The 18710-nt window shown below is 43.6% G+C and carries 10 protein-coding genes and 2 pseudogenes; 7 read left to right on the plus strand and 5 right to left on the minus strand.

Annotated features, from left to right (window positions below; translation table 11 throughout):
- Nucleotides 1-770: 770 nt before the first annotated feature.
- The 3 genes and pseudogenes from V7L12_RS24965 to V7L12_RS24970 all read right to left on the minus strand — a co-directional run bounded on the left by V7L12_RS24965 (nucleotide 771) and on the right by V7L12_RS24970 (nucleotide 6323).
- Nucleotides 771-5201, minus strand: a complete 4431-nt coding sequence (locus V7L12_RS24965) for a nitric oxide synthase oxygenase (protein WP_335088441.1) — start codon at nucleotides 5199-5201, stop codon at nucleotides 771-773.
- Nucleotides 5202-5562: 361 nt separating this feature from the next.
- Nucleotides 5563-5648: pseudogene (locus V7L12_RS33345) on the minus strand (IS5/IS1182 family transposase); the annotation flags it as partial.
- A gap of 288 nt (nucleotides 5649-5936) precedes the next feature.
- Entirely contained in the window at nucleotides 5937-6323 is a 387-nt protein-coding gene (locus tag V7L12_RS24970; protein WP_335088443.1) for a hypothetical protein, read from the minus strand.
- Between the two features lie 473 nt (nucleotides 6324-6796).
- Here V7L12_RS24970 and V7L12_RS24975 point away from each other — a divergent pair.
- Nucleotides 6797-8700 (plus strand): annotated as a pseudogene (locus tag V7L12_RS24975) (chloride channel protein).
- 113 nt (nucleotides 8701-8813) lie between these two features.
- Here the strand turns inward: V7L12_RS24975 and V7L12_RS24980 are convergent.
- Nucleotides 8814-9227: an AbrB family transcriptional regulator gene (locus V7L12_RS24980; RefSeq protein WP_104909531.1), complete on the minus strand. Its 414-nt coding sequence runs from the start codon at nucleotides 9225-9227 to the stop codon at nucleotides 8814-8816.
- 456 nt (nucleotides 9228-9683) lie between these two features.
- Between V7L12_RS24980 and V7L12_RS24985 the strand changes: the two genes are divergently transcribed.
- The 4 genes from V7L12_RS24985 (at nucleotide 9684) to V7L12_RS25000 (ending at nucleotide 14826) form a co-directional block, all read left to right on the plus strand.
- The gene (locus tag V7L12_RS24985; RefSeq protein WP_334819084.1) at nucleotides 9684-10124 is read left to right on the plus strand and encodes an Rrf2 family transcriptional regulator; all 441 of its coding nucleotides are present in this window, start codon (nucleotides 9684-9686) and stop codon (nucleotides 10122-10124) included.
- 86 nt (nucleotides 10125-10210) lie between these two features.
- The gene (gene cbiB, locus V7L12_RS24990) at nucleotides 10211-11182 is read left to right on the plus strand and encodes an adenosylcobinamide-phosphate synthase CbiB (protein ID WP_335088445.1); all 972 of its coding nucleotides are present in this window, start codon (nucleotides 10211-10213) and stop codon (nucleotides 11180-11182) included.
- An 89-nt stretch (nucleotides 11183-11271) separates the two neighbouring features.
- On the plus strand, nucleotides 11272-11808 hold the full coding sequence (gene pyrR / locus V7L12_RS24995) for a bifunctional pyr operon transcriptional regulator/uracil phosphoribosyltransferase PyrR (RefSeq protein WP_335088447.1): 537 nt from the start codon (nucleotides 11272-11274) through the stop codon (nucleotides 11806-11808).
- A gap of 435 nt (nucleotides 11809-12243) precedes the next feature.
- On the plus strand, nucleotides 12244-14826 hold the full coding sequence (locus V7L12_RS25000; RefSeq protein WP_335088449.1) for a GAF domain-containing protein: 2583 nt from the start codon (nucleotides 12244-12246) through the stop codon (nucleotides 14824-14826).
- A gap of 46 nt (nucleotides 14827-14872) precedes the next feature.
- Here V7L12_RS25000 and purN read toward each other — a convergent pair whose 3' ends face one another.
- Nucleotides 14873-15535, minus strand: coding sequence for a phosphoribosylglycinamide formyltransferase (gene purN, locus V7L12_RS25005; RefSeq protein WP_335088451.1), 663 nt, complete (start codon nucleotides 15533-15535; stop codon nucleotides 14873-14875).
- A 170-nt stretch (nucleotides 15536-15705) separates the two neighbouring features.
- Between purN and V7L12_RS25010 the strand changes: the two genes are divergently transcribed.
- Nucleotides 15706-18267 (plus strand): caspase, EACC1-associated type, encoded by a 2562-nt coding sequence (locus tag V7L12_RS25010; RefSeq protein ID WP_335088453.1) that lies wholly within the window; start codon nucleotides 15706-15708, stop codon nucleotides 18265-18267.
- Between the two features lie 126 nt (nucleotides 18268-18393).
- The coding region (locus V7L12_RS25015) for a hypothetical protein (RefSeq protein WP_335088455.1) at nucleotides 18394-18710 on the plus strand (317 nt) is incomplete at its 3' end.

The raw sequence follows: 18710 nt of genomic DNA on the forward strand, positions 1-18710 counted from the left end.
AACTAGTCTTTTTTTATTTTAAAAAAAGTCACTTTTAGAACTACAACAAGTTAAGTAATTTATCTAGAGTTTTATTTTTATCTAATAAAAGTTAATACTTAATATATTTGGAATTATTTGAGATTTTTGTAGGAATTTTCCCTGCTATAGGACTCGTATTTAATTTTTGAAAAAACTTAGTACACATTAGACCTCTTGCATAAATCCAAAATAAGAACCCCACCCCGCCAAAGCTACGCTTTGTCTCCCCTCCCCGTAAGCGGGGAGGGGTTGGGGGTGGGGTGTTAGGGACTTTTGCAAGAGGTCTATTTATTCCCTTCTTGCCTGTTCTCCCAACCCTGTTCCCTGTTCCCTCGCTACGCAAGTAAGTTCAGGAATCAAATCGGATTCCTATATATAGTTACTGCTACCTGATACTTAATATCCCAAATAACAGAACCTCTGAAACTCAGGACTAATTTAAACCAATTCTTGTCATAGCTCATAATGTTGCTACCTATACCCAAAATATTTAGGACTTACGTATGAAAATTTAGAGGTGAGCAGTGCATGGCTAAGGGTATAAAAGAAGATTTATCTTCCTTTATACCCCTTTTGCCTGCTTAAACCTGATGATGGAATGGACACTTAGCAGCAGGAGATTTTATTTGCCAGGGATCACATTGATAGAAATAATTAGCTTTCAGGAGACGATTTGCAAACTTTACGGTATATACCAAAGTCGTGGAAGTTGATATTGGTGAACTCAGCGAAATGCGATATTCCCTTCTTTAGATAGTTAGCAGTTGCAATTCCTCCTGAACGGCGGCTTGACTATCAGCAGATTCCTGCACACGCTCAAGCCATTTTTCAGCTTTCGAGTAGTTGTCATGCTGTACCTCTTTAATCGCTTCCTTGAAGTGCAGCACCACGCCCCAAACATCACTGAAAAAGCGTTTTTCTTGCTTCATTTTGTTGAAGAAACTAACAGCTTCAATATGCGATAATCCCCCTTCCGTTTTAGCGATCGCCATAAACACTTCAAACACATCGTCTGCCATCTTGGCATCGCCACAGACATAGTAGTGGCATTGCGGATGACTGAGTATTCGCCAGAGTTCTTCAGCTTTTTCTTCCATTAAGCCTTGCACATAGACTTTCTTGTCGGTCAAACGCGAGAAGGCAACTTCTAACCCTGACAGCACGCCTTGATTCTGCCAGCTTACAAGTTGCTCTCCATAGAGGAAGTCACTGCGATCGCGACAGCCGAAGTACAAGCAAGCATTACCTAATTGTGTCTCCTGCTGCAATAGGGCCTGCCGATACTGGAGGAAGGCAATCAGCGGCGATACCCCCGTACCCGGCCCAACCATCAGCATTGGTGCGAGTGGATCGGTGGGTGGACGGAAGCCGGAGGTGCGGACACTGATGCGAACCTTTGCCCCCGCTTCCAGTCCGGCAAGGTAGTTGGAGCAGAGTCCCTGACGGGTTTTACCTGCATCCGTTTTAACTTGCAACACTCCAACTGTGATTTGGATGTGCTGAGGATGAAGCAGAGGACAGGAGGAAATCGAGTAGAGGCGTGGTTTTTGCTTCGGCAACAATTCTAGCAGGACTTCCAATGTAATTTGGGCAGAAGGAAACTCATTGAACAGATCGACAACGCTGATGAAGTTGTCCGTGATCGTTTTCTTGAGCGTGATGCTGTCGGGATGCTCATCTCCTTGCCGCAGAATTTCCAACCAGGTTTCCAGGCGTTGTTTATCCTGAAGATTTTCTGCTACTGAGTATAGGTAGGTCAGCAGGTCGTTGAATGGTTCGCGCAAAGTCAGATCGAGGTCTTCCAAGAGAACCTGTCCGATGGTTGTGGGAACGGTAACAGGAGGTTTTTCTTCTAATTCCGTACCATCGGGCATTAGATAACGAGCTGTAAAATAGGTGTTGGGGGATACTGAAAGGCGATCGCACAACTGATTCACCAACTTTGCCGGATTGCCAGGATAAACTGCAACATGATCACCTGTTTCATACTGCAAATCGGTATTAGAAATATCAAAGAGAAGATAGCGAGTAGAACGGCTACCGGGAATCACTTCTTTGAGTAGTTCGCTATTGGCCACCAAAGGTACTTCAACCCCTCTGTCTCCACTCACTTCTACTGGTGAATTTGCTGCTTCTGTCTCACTCAAAAACGTAACCTTCAGTTGAGGTGCGGCTTGGGCTGTCGCATCGGCGGAGCTTTGATCCTCACCCAGAATGCGGGAAACCAGTCCTAACCATTGTTTGAAGGTGTCGGCTTGTCCCTTGATTTCATCGCCTTTGTGAAGTGGCACAATACAGTTACCTCCCGCCTTGGCGAGTGCCTTATCTACCGAAATTCCGGCAGCGCAGAAGTTTTCGTAAACGGTACTACCAATGCCCATAACGGAGTAATTCAAACCGTCGAGGGAACGCGCAGGTTGTTTTTTCAACCACTGGAGGAACTTCTTGCCGTTTCCAGGTATTTCGCCATTGCCGAAGGTGGACGTGACAATCAGTAGGAGTTTCTCCGATGCCAGGGTGTCGGTGTTGTATTCATCCAGCGCCATCACTTTGGGACGGAATCGCTGGAGTTGACGAGCAACTTTCCGCGCAAAGCCTTCAGCAGTACCTGTCTCGGAAGCGTAAAGAATCAGGATGCGGTCTTGCTTGTTGTCGTCCTCGTCAGTAGTGGTGATCGATTTTTCCAGGTCAATACCATCTTCGACTGCCCAGCGATCGGCAGCATGGTGATAGGCTGGCTCTAAGTAGAAGTCGCGCATCTGGTGGTGCCAGACCGGACAAGCACTTCCTCCCGATGGGGGTACGACCCAACCCCAATCCCCCGGACACTCGCGTCCTGCTTTCTTCTCGCGTAAATCGTGCGCTAGGAATTGACGAGAGGCAGATTGATGGTCTACCATTGTCACCTTCGCTTTTTGGAAGGAGTAGAGGATAGCAACGTTGAGTTCCAATGCGACGCGATCGCGCCACAATGTCTGCTCAGAACTAGTATCGAGCTTGAGAACTTTGGCGATGTCCTCCATCTTGTTGTAGCGGTACTCGTCCAGGAAATCCCGCATGATTTCAGTGCCCATGTACCAGCCATTGAAAGGAATGCAGGCATAAGTGATGCCGCCAACGTGCATTGAAAAGTTGCTAATAGCAGGGACGGCGTACCAACGCAAGCCCAATGATTTGAATTCAGAAATCGTGGGATGCTCGATTTCCACTTCCAGAATCTCATCCTGATTCCAGTGGTACATCTTCGGTTCCATACCCGGAGCTTCAATCACTAAAGGCAAAATGTCGTACTCCGTGGGTAGTTCAGGGGGTTGCCAGCCCAATTTGATAATCGCTTTTGTCACGTCCAGGTTGGCAGGGTCGCCCAGAATGCTACCATCCGGTTGCTTGTATGCGGCATAACGAGCTAATTGTGGATTCCAGATGCGTGGCCCCCAGCGTTCCTTAGGATGTTTAGGACGAAAGACGGTCATCGTAATCTGGAGGTTACCGCCGTTTGTCGCGGACTGTAGGTGTTCTTGGAGTTCACGGAACATCTCATCCGGGTCGCTAACGTGGCGGCGATCGCGGATCACCATATTATTCCACTGAATCCGCCCCACACACTTGGATGCATTGCGCCATGACACTTGTGCCCCATATGCCACTTCTTCATACGTGTGGGTATAGGTTCCGGTGGCGTGTACTTCCTCTTGAATTTCTGCCCAGCGTCGTGCCCTGTCCTCCGGTTCCCATGCCTGCTCAGTGGCGATTAGCTCCAGGTATTGCTTGGCTTTTTTGAGCAATCGTTCCTCATTCAGCTTGGGCAGCTTGATTACATTCACAGCGCGATCGATTAACGTCTGCCATCCCTGCCGTAACTCTGGCGTGAAGTCCGGTATGTACCGCTCAAACAAGGTAAACATAGCATCCGTTATTGCCGGATAAGTACAGGATGGCACCCCTGCATTAATATGCACCTGCCCTAAGAAGCGCAACTCTCGGATCATCTGATCACTGCTGCCGCTTCTTAGGCATTGGACGAGAAATTCCAATGCCTGAAACAGGTGTAGAGACAGGTAATCCATGTCTGCTCGTCCAAAAATCGGCAATACAAAGGGATATTTCTCAAACAGGATTTGATAAAACTCCATCCCCATGACTTGCTTATTTTGGCTAAACACCTGCCAAGATCCCATCATCTTTTGCAGCATTTCTGGGGGCAAAGCTTTATTGTAGCGGTGATTTGCTTCTACCATCGGCACAATCACATGGGTATTGAAGAAGCGGTAGAGGGCAGAGTTTGCGCCTTTTGCTAAATCCTGGTGATCGTACTCTTCCAGGTAAGGAATCGATGGTAGCATCCACATCCACACCTGCCGTGCCTTCAACCAGTGCTGGGGACGCATCCCGATATCGGCAAACAGCGCACCGTAATCCTCAACCGTGTCAAACGAATCCCCTTTTTCTGGAGGTACGCCCATTAAGGGTTCTCCAATTATATTCTGAGTTTCAGGCTGAAGTTGGTGGATGCAGCAATCAAACAACTCAAAGAAAAAGTCATTGATGCTGTTAATCGCTTCCCCGAAGATGTACTCTAATTCAGGTGACTCTAGCAACAGGCGCTTCAAGAACTTTTCCATCTGCAATTCTTTCCACGCCCGTAACTTGTTCCAAGTGTCTTTGACAATCACTTCTTCTGGGGGCGAGAGAGGAACAGATTCTGGCATCTCGAACTTGCCCTCTGTCTGAGTCCCTTTGCCGTGAGTGCGGCGAGTAGCGTTTTGATTCCCCAAGATTGTAAAGCTGCTGCTACTTCCCTCAGTGCTACTCTGAGTCAGGCGAGTTTTTAACTTCAATTGGGGTGCCTGGTTCCAAGTTGTAATCGGAAATTCTAACTCAGTGCTGCGCTCTCCATTCAGGCACTCCTGGGTGGCAAACGCGACCGTTCCAGCATCCTGCCAAGGTTGAGTGATGTCCCCTTCTCGGTAACGCAAAGTAATGGCGATCGTGCAGTCTCCCTTATTTTTCAAATCTACCAACCAACTGGGTTGCGTGCGGTTCAGCAGATCCCTTGACAACAAGCTTTGTCCCTCTTCGGAAACTACCTGCAAATGGCATTTATACTTATAATTATTGTCAGCCGGGAAATCGAGTGCAGAAACCTCGGTTAGGTGGATGATTCGTTGATTGTCATTCATGCTTAAAAAGTCAATGAGTGAGAAAAGTGTGTAGTTAAATGTACTGATCGGCAGAAATTTTACATTGTTTTTAATTTACCCTAATTATCTAAAGGTAGATAATAAAATTTGATTTGTAAAGTAAACATAAAGACGCGGTTTGAGAGTTTAAATAATACTCAAGAAGCGATATTACAGAGTACTAGTCGCACTATAGCTGCATAAATTATTAACTCATTACCTCTGGCAATAAGTAAGTTGGCATAATAAAACCAAACTATGTAAACAAAAATAAACTAGGCTAAAACCCTCTTCCCTCGTGGTTCGTGGCTCCTGGCTCTTAGCTTATCCCAACGACGAATTTTTACACCAACCTGCTTAGTTTGTAATCCTTACTCAGGCGTCGATAGCGTCCTAACCAACCAAAAGTATATTCAAATACCCGTGTCTTGGTAAAATCTTGAACCCAATTTAAGCGATGGTGAGTGTCATCAACTCCAATAGTTGATAAACAGACACAACACATATAGATACGACTAAAAATAAATGTAAAGACGTAGCAGTGCTACATTTTTATAAGAGTTATGGATAACCTATATTTAATTTCATTAGATGTCTAATGGGCGATCGGTCTTTAAAGGGACATAATATAAAACCGTGTTTTATTTTGGGCAATAAGACACGGTTTTATCAAAGTATTTAGTTATAATATTACAAAAATCAAAGTAGAATTTGATTTATACAAAAGTAATCCATTTACTGAGATTTGTTTGCTGGTTCATTAACTTTCTCTGTTGTGGGAAGAATCTGGCGATCATAGCCTGTCTTTTCTTGGGTCAAAGCGATCGCACCAAAGAAAATGGCGCTTCCTACAGCCAAGGCTACCATAGGACGCTTGAGTAGGACAAAATCTCTGATAATCCTCGCTAAAGGTCGGCTTTGACGACGTAGCGACGAAGAGATCATCAATTGTCTCCAAGTAAACGGATCGCGGACATAATGACCACTTTGGCAAACTACTAGCCTTTCCTGGCAATAGGGACAGCAAAACAAGCCCATGCGCGTTTTAACTGGTTTTGGCGTGGCATTTCTTTGGCAAATTGGGCAAGTAACATAATGATTATCAAAAGTGTGTATATTCATTTACCTCATCCGCCTAGTCCATTTACTCGCTCTATAACAATAGCTATATTGAATTGGGATCAATGTATGATCTGACATCAGGCATCAATCATACATACATTCTATTACTACCAAGGATGGCTTAATGGTCGCAAGACGAGTATAGCTAGATTTAAGCAAGGATGACTCATCGTTAATGTTTACGGGTGCGTCCACCCAGCCGAAAAAACTTTGTTGTCTCTAGAAAAAATAGCGTTGGCGATCGCTCGCACTCCACTAGCTGCAGCTACGCCTAACTTAGGTATCGCTGACCCTTAAATAATTCTCTCTCATTTAACCATTCTCCCCACAAAAATTTTGCACAATAACATTTTTAGCTAAAGCTTTGTAAGTTAAGCAAATAAAGTCTACTTGTCCGGTTGCTAAATAATGGCTCACAATGATAAGTAACAGATAAAAATTTAAATTTTTTCTTACATTTACCCCGCCTCTCAATGACTCTCTTGCCTCCCACTCAACTGAGGAAGGTAACGGAACAACCTGCCTTTCCTACACCTTCTGCTCATTTAGCTCACCTAATTAATCGTTTTCAACCATCCCCAGAAACAGTTGTGCTGTTTTTAGCCATGCTCATTGGCGGTGGTACTGGTATGGGTATAGTCACTTTTCACTATTTAATCCAATTGGTTCACCAGCTGATGCTGGAAAATTTAATGGGTCAAATTGGCGCCTGGGGTGCTTGGACTTTAGCCTGCGTTCCCACCCTTGGCGGATTAATTGTTGGCTTGATGCGCTGGCGCACTCAAGACTTTGGCCCTGAACTTTCATCTCTTATCGCCGCCTCTGAGGGAACAGAGATTAGGCGACCACTACGACCAGTTACGAAGATGCTGGCTGCATCTGTTTCTTTGGGGAGCGGTGCTTCTTTGGGCCCAGAGGGGCCGAGTGTCGAAATTGGCGCAAATTTTGGGATGTTGTTCTCTGTGATCCTGAATGTATCTCAAGAACGACAACGTTTGCTTTTAGCTGCTGGCGCTGCGGCTGGACTTGCGGCCGGATTTAATGCTCCCATCGCTGGAGTATTTTTTGCCCTAGAGGTGGTGATGGGAGCGACATCTTTCGCTACTTCTGGTGTGAGTGTGGTGCTGTTAGCGGCGGTGGTAGCAGCATTAATTGCCCAAATTGGTTTGGGGGCCCAACCTGCTTTTGATTTACCTGTTTATCAAGTCCGCAGTCCTTTGGAATTACCTCTTTATCTTGGTTTGGGTTTAGGGGCCAGCCTAGTTTCTCTGGCTTATACTCAATCAATTCATTTAGCAAAAGCTTGCTTTGCTGGGAAGGTTCCAGGCTTTGCCTTTTTGGGACGAATTCCTGAGCCGATTCATCCAATTATTGGCGGTGTGATAATTGGCGCTGTTGCTTTGCAGTTCCCGCAAATTCTGGGCGTCGGTTATGAAACTGTAGAAGCAATGCTTCAGGATGTGGAGTTTCCACTCTACTTATTGGTCGTGTTGTTGGTGGTAAAGTTATTGATGACTGCAATTAGTGCAGGTAGTGGTTTCATCGGTGGTTTGTTCGCACCAGCAATGTTTTTAGGTGCTTCTTTTGGATCGGCCTACGCCAAAATGTTGGCTGTAGCATTCCCCACAATTTGCGATCAAATGGCGGCTCCCCCAGCTTACGCAATGGTGGGAATGGCAGCAGTGCTAGCTGCTAGTGTGAGAGCGCCGTTAACGGCTATTTTAATGCTGTTTGAATTAACCCGTGACTATCGGATTGTTTTACCGTTGATGGCAGCTGTGGGTTTGAGTGTTTGGTTAGTGGAAAGGATTAAACCAACTTTTAACTCTAACTCTAATTTACAACAAATTGGTCTTTCGGAATTGAAAGATGAACAAGCGGAAATTGTACAGCAAATTTTGGTAGAAGATGCCATGTATCCCTGTCCCAAAAAGTTACCTGCAACTCTGGGAGTATTAGATGCCGCTGTGGAAATGACCCGCGATCGCGTCCGTAGTGCTTTAGTATTTGATCAAGCAGAGCAATTAGTTGGTATACTTTCTTTGGAAGATATTAACCGTGCCCTTGCTATTTGGCAAACATACCCAAATTCCCTAACTGAAATTCCAGATAATTTATCTAGTCAAACCCTCATAGACATTTGTACTACTGAAATTCTCTATGCATGGCAAGATGAACTTTTATCTGAGGCTTTAGACCGGATGAGTCTTCGAGGTTTACATCAATTACCGGTGATAGCACGAGATAAACCCGATCGCATTTTAGGTTTATTAGAAAAAGAGCAAATTGCATTAACCTGTAATTTAGCAGTAACACGCAAGGCACTTCGCCACTATTACCAGTATTACCAACTACAGATATAGTCATTAGTCATTAGTCATTGGTCATTGGTCATTAGTTATTAGTTTTCACAAATGACAATTGACTAATGACTATTTATAGTCATTGATTTTCATACAGGACAAATGACAATTGACTAATGACCATTTATTAAGCCGTGGCTTCTATGGCTTCATCATCTTCGCGATCTTCTGGATCTACCTGTCTCAGACGAATGTGCTTTTTGCCTAAAGTGATCAGAAACTCATCTCCTGGTTTCAGATTCATCTGTTTTGTATAAGCTGAACCTATAAGTAAGTTACCATTCGATTGCACACTAATTCTATAGCTAGCACTACGTCCACCACGCCCATTAGCACTGGGTGTACTGTCTAACTGAATGCCTTCAGCATCAATTAGGGCATTTAAGAACTTCATCATATTGACGCGCTCTATACCATTTTTGGTAACGGTATAGTAGCCGCACTTCTTGGCTTTGTCTTCTTTGCTCTCGTTCTCTAGCTCTTTGACTTTTTTGAGCAGTTCTTCGCCGAGTAGGGGTTCAATTTTTTTCTGTTTAGGCATCAACTTAGGTCGAAAATGAATGTTTGAAGTGTTTGAATCGATTTTATTTTAGCTGAGGTTGAGCTAACAGGAACATAATCCTTTAGTTTTTATCTCAACCTAGCCAAGTATATTACACTCAGATGCACAATTGTTATGCCATTACCAATATTACCAAGACAATCTATTTTAGAAAATGCTGGCAATGCTGATAACTATATATATAGATATATAGTTTGTGAATTACTGCTAGACTATATAAGTTTTAAGTTTTCTAAACTAAGGCTCTAAAGGTTGTCTATTTCTTAAGGATGAGAACTGAGTCATAGAATGATAAGCAAAACTGATCCTTAGTCATTGGTTATTTAGAAACGACAAACTAAAGAAGTCTAAGAGTCGGAAGCCGACCATCAGAATTTATTTTAAGAGAGATGCAGTGCCAACGAAGACAAAGGACAAACAACAAAGCTTGCCAAAATGAAATTAACTACCAGAGGACACTATAGTGTAAAGGCGTTGCTAGATTTGAGTTTACAGCCAAGATATGGGCCTGTATCTGTAAGAACGATCGCTAAACGCCAAGATATCCCAGCTCCTTACCTCGAAAAACTACTAATAGAAATGCGTCGTGCCTCTTTAGTGAAATCAATTCGTGGTAGCATCGGCGGATATCAATTGGCAAGAGAGCCTGCACAAATATCTATAGGACAAATTTTAGAAGCTGTTGGCGAAACTAGCCATTTACCTCATCACACCCCAGCACCTACACAAGCTGAAGATTGGGTAACGTTTAGCCTCTGGCAGAGACTCAACCAAAAGCTCAAAGAAGCTTTATACAGTATTACTCTGGCAGACCTTTATTACGATGCTCGGAGTCGGCAAGCTTCCCTTGGAGAAGAAGCTAGTTTTGTGGTTTAGTCAAGAGCGGAGCCGGAGACGTTTCCGTTGCTCCGGTCAATAGTCGAAATATTGAGCCTTGACTTTTAACCCTTGACTCGTGACTTATGACTAATAATATCTATATCTTAATAATTGCGGCATTTTTAGATTATTTAATTGGTGATCCTTGGAATTGGCCCCATCCAGTGCAAGTTATGGGGTGGGTAATTTCTCGCCTGACCAAGTTTTTTCTCCACTTGTGTCAAAATTCTCTAACACAACGCCTAGCTGGAATTTTACTAGGTATTATCTTAATAATTGGTAGCGGTCTTGTTGGCTTTTTGATTATTCAAATTGCCAGATGGGTTCATCCACTCTTAGGAATTGCAATAGATAGCATTCTTTTGGCTAGTTGTTTTGCTGGCAGAAGTTTGCGAGCAGCAGCGGAGGCTGTTTTACAACCTTTAACAGTCGGAGATTTGGAGAAGGCTCGGAAGATTTTAAGTAATTACGTTGGTCGAGATACCCAAAACCTCTCACAAGCAGAAATTTCACGAGCCGTTTTAGAAACGGTTGCAGAAAATGCCACCGATGGAGTAATGGCTCCGCTTTTTTATGGAATTGTTGGTGTCTTTATACCAGTTGTGGGGCCAACTCCCTTGGCTTTAGCATATAAAGCCAGCAGTACCCTTGATTCAATGGTGGGCTATCGGGAAGCACCCTATACTTATTTAGGATGGTTCTGTGCGCGGTTAGAAGATTATTTGACTTGGCTACCTTGTCGGTTAACAGTCGTGACTCTGGCGCTGCTATCGGGTAAACCGATACATATTTGGCAAATTTGTCGTCGGGATGCAATTAACGATCCTAGTCCCAATTCTGGCTGGAGTGAGTGCGCCTATGCGGCTTTTTTGGGTGTGCAGATGGGGGGTACAAATTGGTATCGGGGGGTAGCTAAGTACAAACCACTACTAGGAGATGCTATTTATGCCATTACTGCAACTTCTATTCAGAATGCTTTACAGCTGACTCGGTATTGTTTTTTGCTATGGTTAGGGATAGCGATCGCTATATTCTTAATGCTCCCAAATAGGTAATGATAAATATAAAGTTAGGGGTTAGGAGTTAGGAGTTAAGAATAAAAACTCCTAACTCTTAACTTATCACTCCTAACTTATGACTCGCTATGTCTGCCAAAGTAGTTGAAATTCTCTCATCCGAAGAAATCCGTCGTACCTTGACTCGTCTTGCCTCTCAAATTGTCGAAAGGACGCGTGATTTGTCTCAACTGGTGCTTCTTGGTATTTATACTAGGGGTGCATTATTAGCCGAATTATTGGCGCGTCAGATTGAGACGCTCGAAGGTGTAGCAATCTCAGTCGGTGCTTTGGACATTACATTTTATCGAGATGACCTTGACAAAATTGGATTACGGACTCCAACGAAAAGCGAAATTCCTTTTGACCTTACTGGGAAAACGGTTGTACTCGTGGATGATGTGATTTTCAAAGGACGGACGATTCGCGCTGCTTTGAATGCAGTCAACGATTACGGTAGACCAGAGGCGATTCGTTTAGCTGTGTTAGTAGACAGAGGTCATCGAGAATTACCAATTCACCCAGATTTTATTGGCAAGAAGTTGCCTACAGCTAAAGAAGAAATTGTCAAAGTTTACTTACAAAATTCTGATGGACGAGATGCAGTAGAGTTGATTGCAGATTAGGCTATGGAGGCAGGAGGAAAGAAGTACAAACTTTTGTGTTGATGCATGAATCCTGCATTTTGTCTCTCATGTACTTGAAAACTAATGTAAGTAATTAAGCAGACATGAGATTACGGGTAAGAGTCAACTGTGAGAAGTCTGTAAAACTCTTGTTAAAAAATAAAGATTGTTTGGCTGTCTTGTCATAAAAACACAACTCCTAATGAGAAAATAAGACATTCCAACCAAGCGATCGCCATAAGATTGTTGACAAACCTGTTTATCAGACCCAATTTTTTCGAGTTGAAAGCAAATAAAAACATTATAGGACATGACTTAGAAGATTAGTGTCTCAAAATACTCCTCAAAGCTAGTTCTTGTTTAATAAAGTTTGTATAGAATTTGGTGGTGAAGTTATTTACTTGATTCTCAATTGCAACAATCCAGGTTTCATTTATGAGTCAGTCTTTTTCTCAAAACCAAGCAAGACAAAATCGTCAACAGAGACTCTGGCAACAAAAATGGAGTTTAAAAACTAAAGCAATAGTTTGGGCACTAAGTATCAGTGTACTTCCTGTAGTTGCAATTGGAACAGCTACTTACAACTATGGCATCAATTTAATTAATACAGAAATTCCGCAAGTCAGACAAGAGAGTGCAAAAAATTCAACAGAAACTGAACTTGCTCTACAAAGACAATTGTCACTTTTGTTAATTGGTATGGGAGTGACAGCAATTTTAGCAGGTGCGATCGCTGTTTTTGTAGTTAATCGAGCTATTAGTCGAGTCAGCAAGGCTGCTGCAACTTCTAATATTATCAAAAATCAGCTACGTCCAGACAGTGAGTTTACTCAATCTTTGATCGCTAGCCAAGATGAATTAGTGATGTTAGAGAGCAACATAAACTTATTCACAGAGATGCTTTCGGGTTTGCAACAACAAAAAGAAGCTGAAGCTGATTACTCCCAGCTATCGAGAAAAATTACCCGCTGGGTTCGAGAATCATTCAATGAAGAAGATGTTCTCAAAACTACCTCAGAAGAAATTCGTAAAGCTTTAAGCATCGATCGCGTAACCATCTTTTGTTTCAACTCCAACTGTAATGGAACCTTTATCGCCGAATCAGTAGCACCTGGTTTACCGAAAATGTTAGGGGTTACAGTCTCTAATACTGGGTTTGAGACAGGATATATAGAAAAATATCAGAATGGTTGCATCCGGGCTATTGATGATATCTATCAAGCCAATCTCAGTGATGGTGATATTGAGCTGCTAGAGCAATTTGCTGTCAAATCTAATTTAGTAGCACCGATTATTAAAGGCAAGCAGCTATTCGGTTTATTGATTGCACATCAGTGTTCTAGACTTCGCTTTTGGCAGCAGTCTGAAATTAATTTGTTCGCTCACATAGCCATGCAAGTAGGATTTGCTCTTGACTACGCTAGGCTTTTCAAACAGGTAGATTCAAAGGCAGATCGAGCTCAGGTATTTATAGAAACTACCCGTAGCATTCGCCAATCACTCAACGAAGAGGATGTCCTGAAAACGACTGTAGAAAAGGTTCGCAAAGTACTGAGTACTGACCGAGTGCTGGTTTATAGCTTTAACGCTAATTGGGTTGGAACTGTGATTGCCGAATCAGTGGTTCCAGGTTATCCAAAAGTTTTGCGAGCCGAAATCCAAGACATTTGTTTCGCTCAGGGTTATGTAGAAAAGTATCAGTCTGGTCGCGTTCAAGCCACAAACAACGTTTATGAAGCCGATTTGACTGATTGTCACATTAACCTGCTCGAATCTTTTGCTGTGAAAGCAAATTTGGTCGCCCCCATTCTCAAAGATGAACACCTATTTGGCTTATTAATTGCACATCAATGCTCTAGACCCCGTGATTGGCAAAAACCTGAGATTGATTTATTTGCTCAGATAGCGATGCAAGTCGGGTTTGCTCTCGACCATGCAAGACTCCTGCAACGAATCGATGCTGAAGGTGTGCAAAGTCGCTTGCTGGCGGATACTATCGGTAGCATTCGCGAATCGCTCAACGAAGAGGATGTCCTGAAAACCACTGTAGAAGAGGTTCGTAAAGTACTGAGTACTGACCGAGTACTGGTTTATAGTTTTAACGCTGATTGGTCTGGAATTGTAATTGCAGAATCAGTTGTTCTCACTTACCCAAAAGTTTTGCGAGCTGAAATCCAAGACCCATGTTTCGGTCAAGGCTATGTAGAAGAGTATCAGTCTGGTCGCGTTCTCGCAATCAACAACATTTATGAAGTCGGTTTGGCTGATTGTCACATTCACCTGCTCGAATCCTTTGCTGTGAAAGCAAATTTAGTAGCCCCCATTATTAAAGATAAGCAGCTATTTGGCTTGTTAATTGCACATCAGTGCTCCAAGCCCCGTGATTGGCAACAATCTGAGATTGATTTATTTGCCCAGATAGCGATGCAAGTGGGATTTGCTCTCGACCATGCTAGGCTGCTGCAACGAATCGAAGCTGAAAGTATGCGAAGTCAGTTATTGGTGGATATTATCCGCAAAATTCGCCAATCACTTAACGAAGAGGATGTCATCAAAACCACAGTGGAAGAGGTTCGCAAAACACTAAATACTGACCGAGTGTTGGTTTATAGCTTTTACGCTAATTGGTTCGGAATTATCATTGCTGAATCAGTAGTTCCAGGTTATCCCAAAGTTTTGCGGTCTAAAATCCATGACCCCTGTTTCACTCAAGGCTATGTAGAAAAGTACCAGTCTGGTCGCGTTGTCGCAATCAACAACATTTATGAGTCTAGTTTGGCTGATTGTCATATTAAACTGCTCGAATCTTTTGGTGTGAAAGCAAATTTAGTAGCACCAATTATTAAAGATGAGCAGCTATTTGGCTTGTTAATTGCACATCAGTGTTCTGAACCCCGTGATTGGCAACAATCTGAGATTGATTTATTTGCCCAGATAGCGATGCAAGTAGGATTTACTCTCGATCATGCTAGGCTCCTACAAGCGTATCAAACTGCTGAAGCTAACTCTGATGAATAGTAGAGGCGCACAGCTAGATGTGCGCTCCTACTTGATATATGTATTTTTACGACAAGCTTAGTGTAACTTTTGACGAAGAAGCTGCCAGAGCGATCGCTAATGGTAAAATTTGATGTTCCTGATTTTGAATCCTGGCGTGGAGTGTTTCTGCTGTATCATCCGGCAATACTGGTACTGCTGCTTGCATTAATATTGGGCCGCTATCCATTTCTAAACAAGCTATATGTACTGTACAACCAGTAATTTTTACCCCAGATGCCAAGGCTTGTTCTACAGCATGGATTCCCTTGAAACTAGGTAACAAACTCGGATGGATATTAATAATCCTCTCAGGAAAGGCATCAATGAAAACTGACGTTAATAGTCGCATCCATCCTGCCAAAATCACCCATTCTACATCGTAGTGCCGCAATGTCTGCACAATTTTTTCGTCAAACTCTTCTCGACTTTGATAGTTGCGGTGATTTAATAAGACAGTTTCTACACCTCTATTAGCTGCTCTGACGGCTGCTTTCGCTGAGGGATTATTGTAAATTAAAACTTGAATTTGGGCATTTAGCCGCCCATCTTGGATAGCTTGGGCAACTACATCAAAATTGCTGCCATTCCCAGAAGCCATAATTCCCAGTTTTAAAGGGGCGATTTGTTGGCAAATATTGCTAATGCTAGGAGAAACCAAGCTCAGGGTAGAATCAGGGCACAGGGTCATAACAGCTAAGAGGAAAAATTATAGATGCCAAAAATATATACTAAGTTGTGGGTAAAGATTTAGCTCATAACTAGTCCAATTGATATAGGTGATATTCTAAAACTTGGTATGAAGGGAACAACACAGAGATTAAAGCCGCAGAGGATTTGATCGCAGCATAGGTGAGTTAAATGGCGAAGGTAGCGTTGCTGATTGGGGTCAGTGAGTATGAGCCGGGGCTGAACCCGTTACCCAGTGCAGTTAGAGATGTGGAAGCAGTGTGCGAGGTACTGCTGCATACCGAAATGGGCGGATTTGCTGCGTCAGATATTACCCTGCTAAAAAATCCTGAGCGACAAGTTGTAGAAATGGCGATCGAAATGCTGTTCTCCAGTCGGCACAAGGATGATTTGCTGCTACTGTATTTTTCAGGACACGGCATCAAAGACGATCGCGGTAGGCTGTATCTGGCGACTCGCAACACCAGTAAGACACCGCAGGGCGAATTGATTCGCTCAACGTCGGTGTCTGCCAATTTTATTCACGATCGCATGATCGAAAGCCGCTCCCGGCGGCAGGTGGTGATCCTAGATAGCTGCTTTAGTGGCGCGTTTGCTGAGGGGATGTCTGCCAAAGATGACGGCACAATTGACATCCGGCAGCAGTTAGGCGGTGAAGGACGAGCCGTATTGACTTCTTCTACTTCAACTCAATATTCCTTTGAGGAAAAGGGACAAGATTTATCGATTTACACTCGTTTTTTGATTGAAGGTATCAAGTCGGGAGAAGCCGATCGCGATCAAGATGAGTTTATCTCCATCGATGAACTCCATGAATACGCCAGTCAGAAGGTGCGAGAACTTCAACCTGCGATGAAGCCGGAAATTTATGCAATTCGAGAAGGCTTTAAAATTCGACTGACAAAGGTGGCTCCGGGTGATCCCAGACAGCGATACCGTAAAGAGGTAGCGCGATTTATTCATCGAGGCGAAATTTCTCTTGTTGGTCGTCGCACATTAGATTATCAGAGGACTCGCTTGGGATTGGAGACAACTGAGGCGAAGGCGATCGAAGATGAGATATTAGAACCGTACCGCAAGGAGTTCCGCAAAAAACTCCAGCAGTATCAGCAGGTGTTTACTGAACTACTGGAGCGAGACGAGACAATTACCGATAGCGATCGCCACGATCTGCAAAATCTCCAGCAAATTTTGGAGCTGCAGAATGAGGACACGATGCCGATTGAGGCACTAGTGACTGCACGGTTTAAGACGCATCAGCAAAACCTGCAAATATATCAGCAGGAGTTTACAACGGCACTGCGAGAGGAGTTTCCCCTAAGTACAGCAAGCCGCGATCGCTTACGGCAAACCCAGCAGCAATTAGAACTGGCGAATGGGGACATTGCGGCGATAGAATCTCAGATTACGGCTGAGGTAGAGGCATATCACCAGAAACTCCAGGACTACCAACGGCTGTTTTTTACTGGCACGCAGCAGGAATATCCTCTCAGCGAGGCAACCCGGAATAATTTACGCCAACAGCAGCAGCGCTTGGGACTGACGGATGTAGATGTTGCGCCAATTGAAGCGCAAATCACAACACAGATTGAAAGCTATCATCAAAAACTTCAGCAGTATGAGCAGGAATTAATTAAAACAATTAAAGCAGGAAATTCCCTTGATAGTAATGATATTCGGCAGAGGTTGAGGCAACTTCAACGGACTCTAGGACTTAAACAAGCGGACATCACTGCAATTGAAACCAGAGTTGTAGCAAGCCAAGAATTGATTAAATCTCCGATTCAGCAGCTAAGTTCTGCTCAACGCATTCAACCGGCTCAAGAGCGAATAACCCGACAAAAGTTTTTGAAGTGGGCTGGCTGGGGAGGTGTAGGTTTGGTGACAGCACTAGCAGGTTGTGAAATTTTTAAGGGTGATGAAACGGTAACGGTAGATAAAAAGGGACAGGTAATTAAACGAGATCCTATCAAGCAAGCTAAGTTCTTTAAGGAGGACTTAGGCAATGGCATAACTTTAGATATGGTTGAGATTCTTGCTGGTTCATTTAAGATGGGTTCGCCACCCGGTGAAAATGGTCGAAGCACAACTGAAGAACCACAGCACGCTGTGAATGTACCTGCTTTTTTTATAGGCAAGTTTGAAGTGACTCAGGAACAGTACCAGCAAATAATGGGTAGCAATCCGTCCTACTTCAAGGGAGCAAAACGTCCTGTAGAGAGAGTGTCCTGGAATGATGCAGTAGACTTTTGCGAAAAGCTGAGTCGAAAAACTAGGCGTAAATATCGCCTACCTAGTGAAGCAGAGTGGGAATACGCCTGTCGTGCAGGAACAACGACACCATTTCACTTCGGCGAGACGATTACAACTGAGTTAGCTAACTACAATGGGAATTATACCTACGCTTCTGAACCAAAGGGCAAATCTCGTCAAGAAACAACAGAAGTAGGAAGTTTTCCACCCAACGCCTTTGGATTATACGATATGCACGGGAATGTCTTGGAGTGGTGTCAAGATAATTGGCATGACAGCTATAAAGGAGCGCCTAGTGATGGAAGTGCATGGATAGATAATAATCAATATCAAATGCTGCGGGGCGGTTCCTGGCTCTTCATTCCTGAAGTCTGCCGTTCCGCGTCCCGCGGCAGCAACTATTGGGCGGAGCAGAAGCACGTCGACATCGACTTCAATGTTGGTTTTCGTGTTGTCTGCGCGGTTGGGAGGACTCTTTAGCCCTTTATACTTTAGCTCTTTGACCCTATGCACTTCTTTCCTTTTCCCTTTTTGAGTGTAGCGAAGCGGAACGATCTAATTTTTTTTCAAAAATAGGACTTACAAAGACTCCAAGTAGAGATAATTATGAACCAAGAGCTTACTCAAGCGATCGCCTCAGAAGTTCAGCTATTCCACAGCATACAGATACCTCGAAGTCATGTTGAAGTACTTGAAAGTCGTGTTGAGGTACTTGAAAGTCGTGTTGAGGTACTCCGAAGTCGTGTTGAAGTACTTGAAAGTCGTGTTGAGGTACTCCGAAGTCGTGTTGAAGTACTTGAAAGTCGTGTTGAAGTACTTGAAAGTCGTGTTGAGGTACTTGAAAGTCGTGTTGAGGTACTTGAAAGTCGTGTTGAGGTACTTGAAAGTCGTGTTGAGGTACTTGAAAGTCGTGTTGAGGTACT

Source organism: Nostoc sp. (assembly GCF_036918245.1).
Taxonomy (GTDB): domain Bacteria; phylum Cyanobacteriota; class Cyanobacteriia; order Cyanobacteriales; family Nostocaceae; genus Nostoc.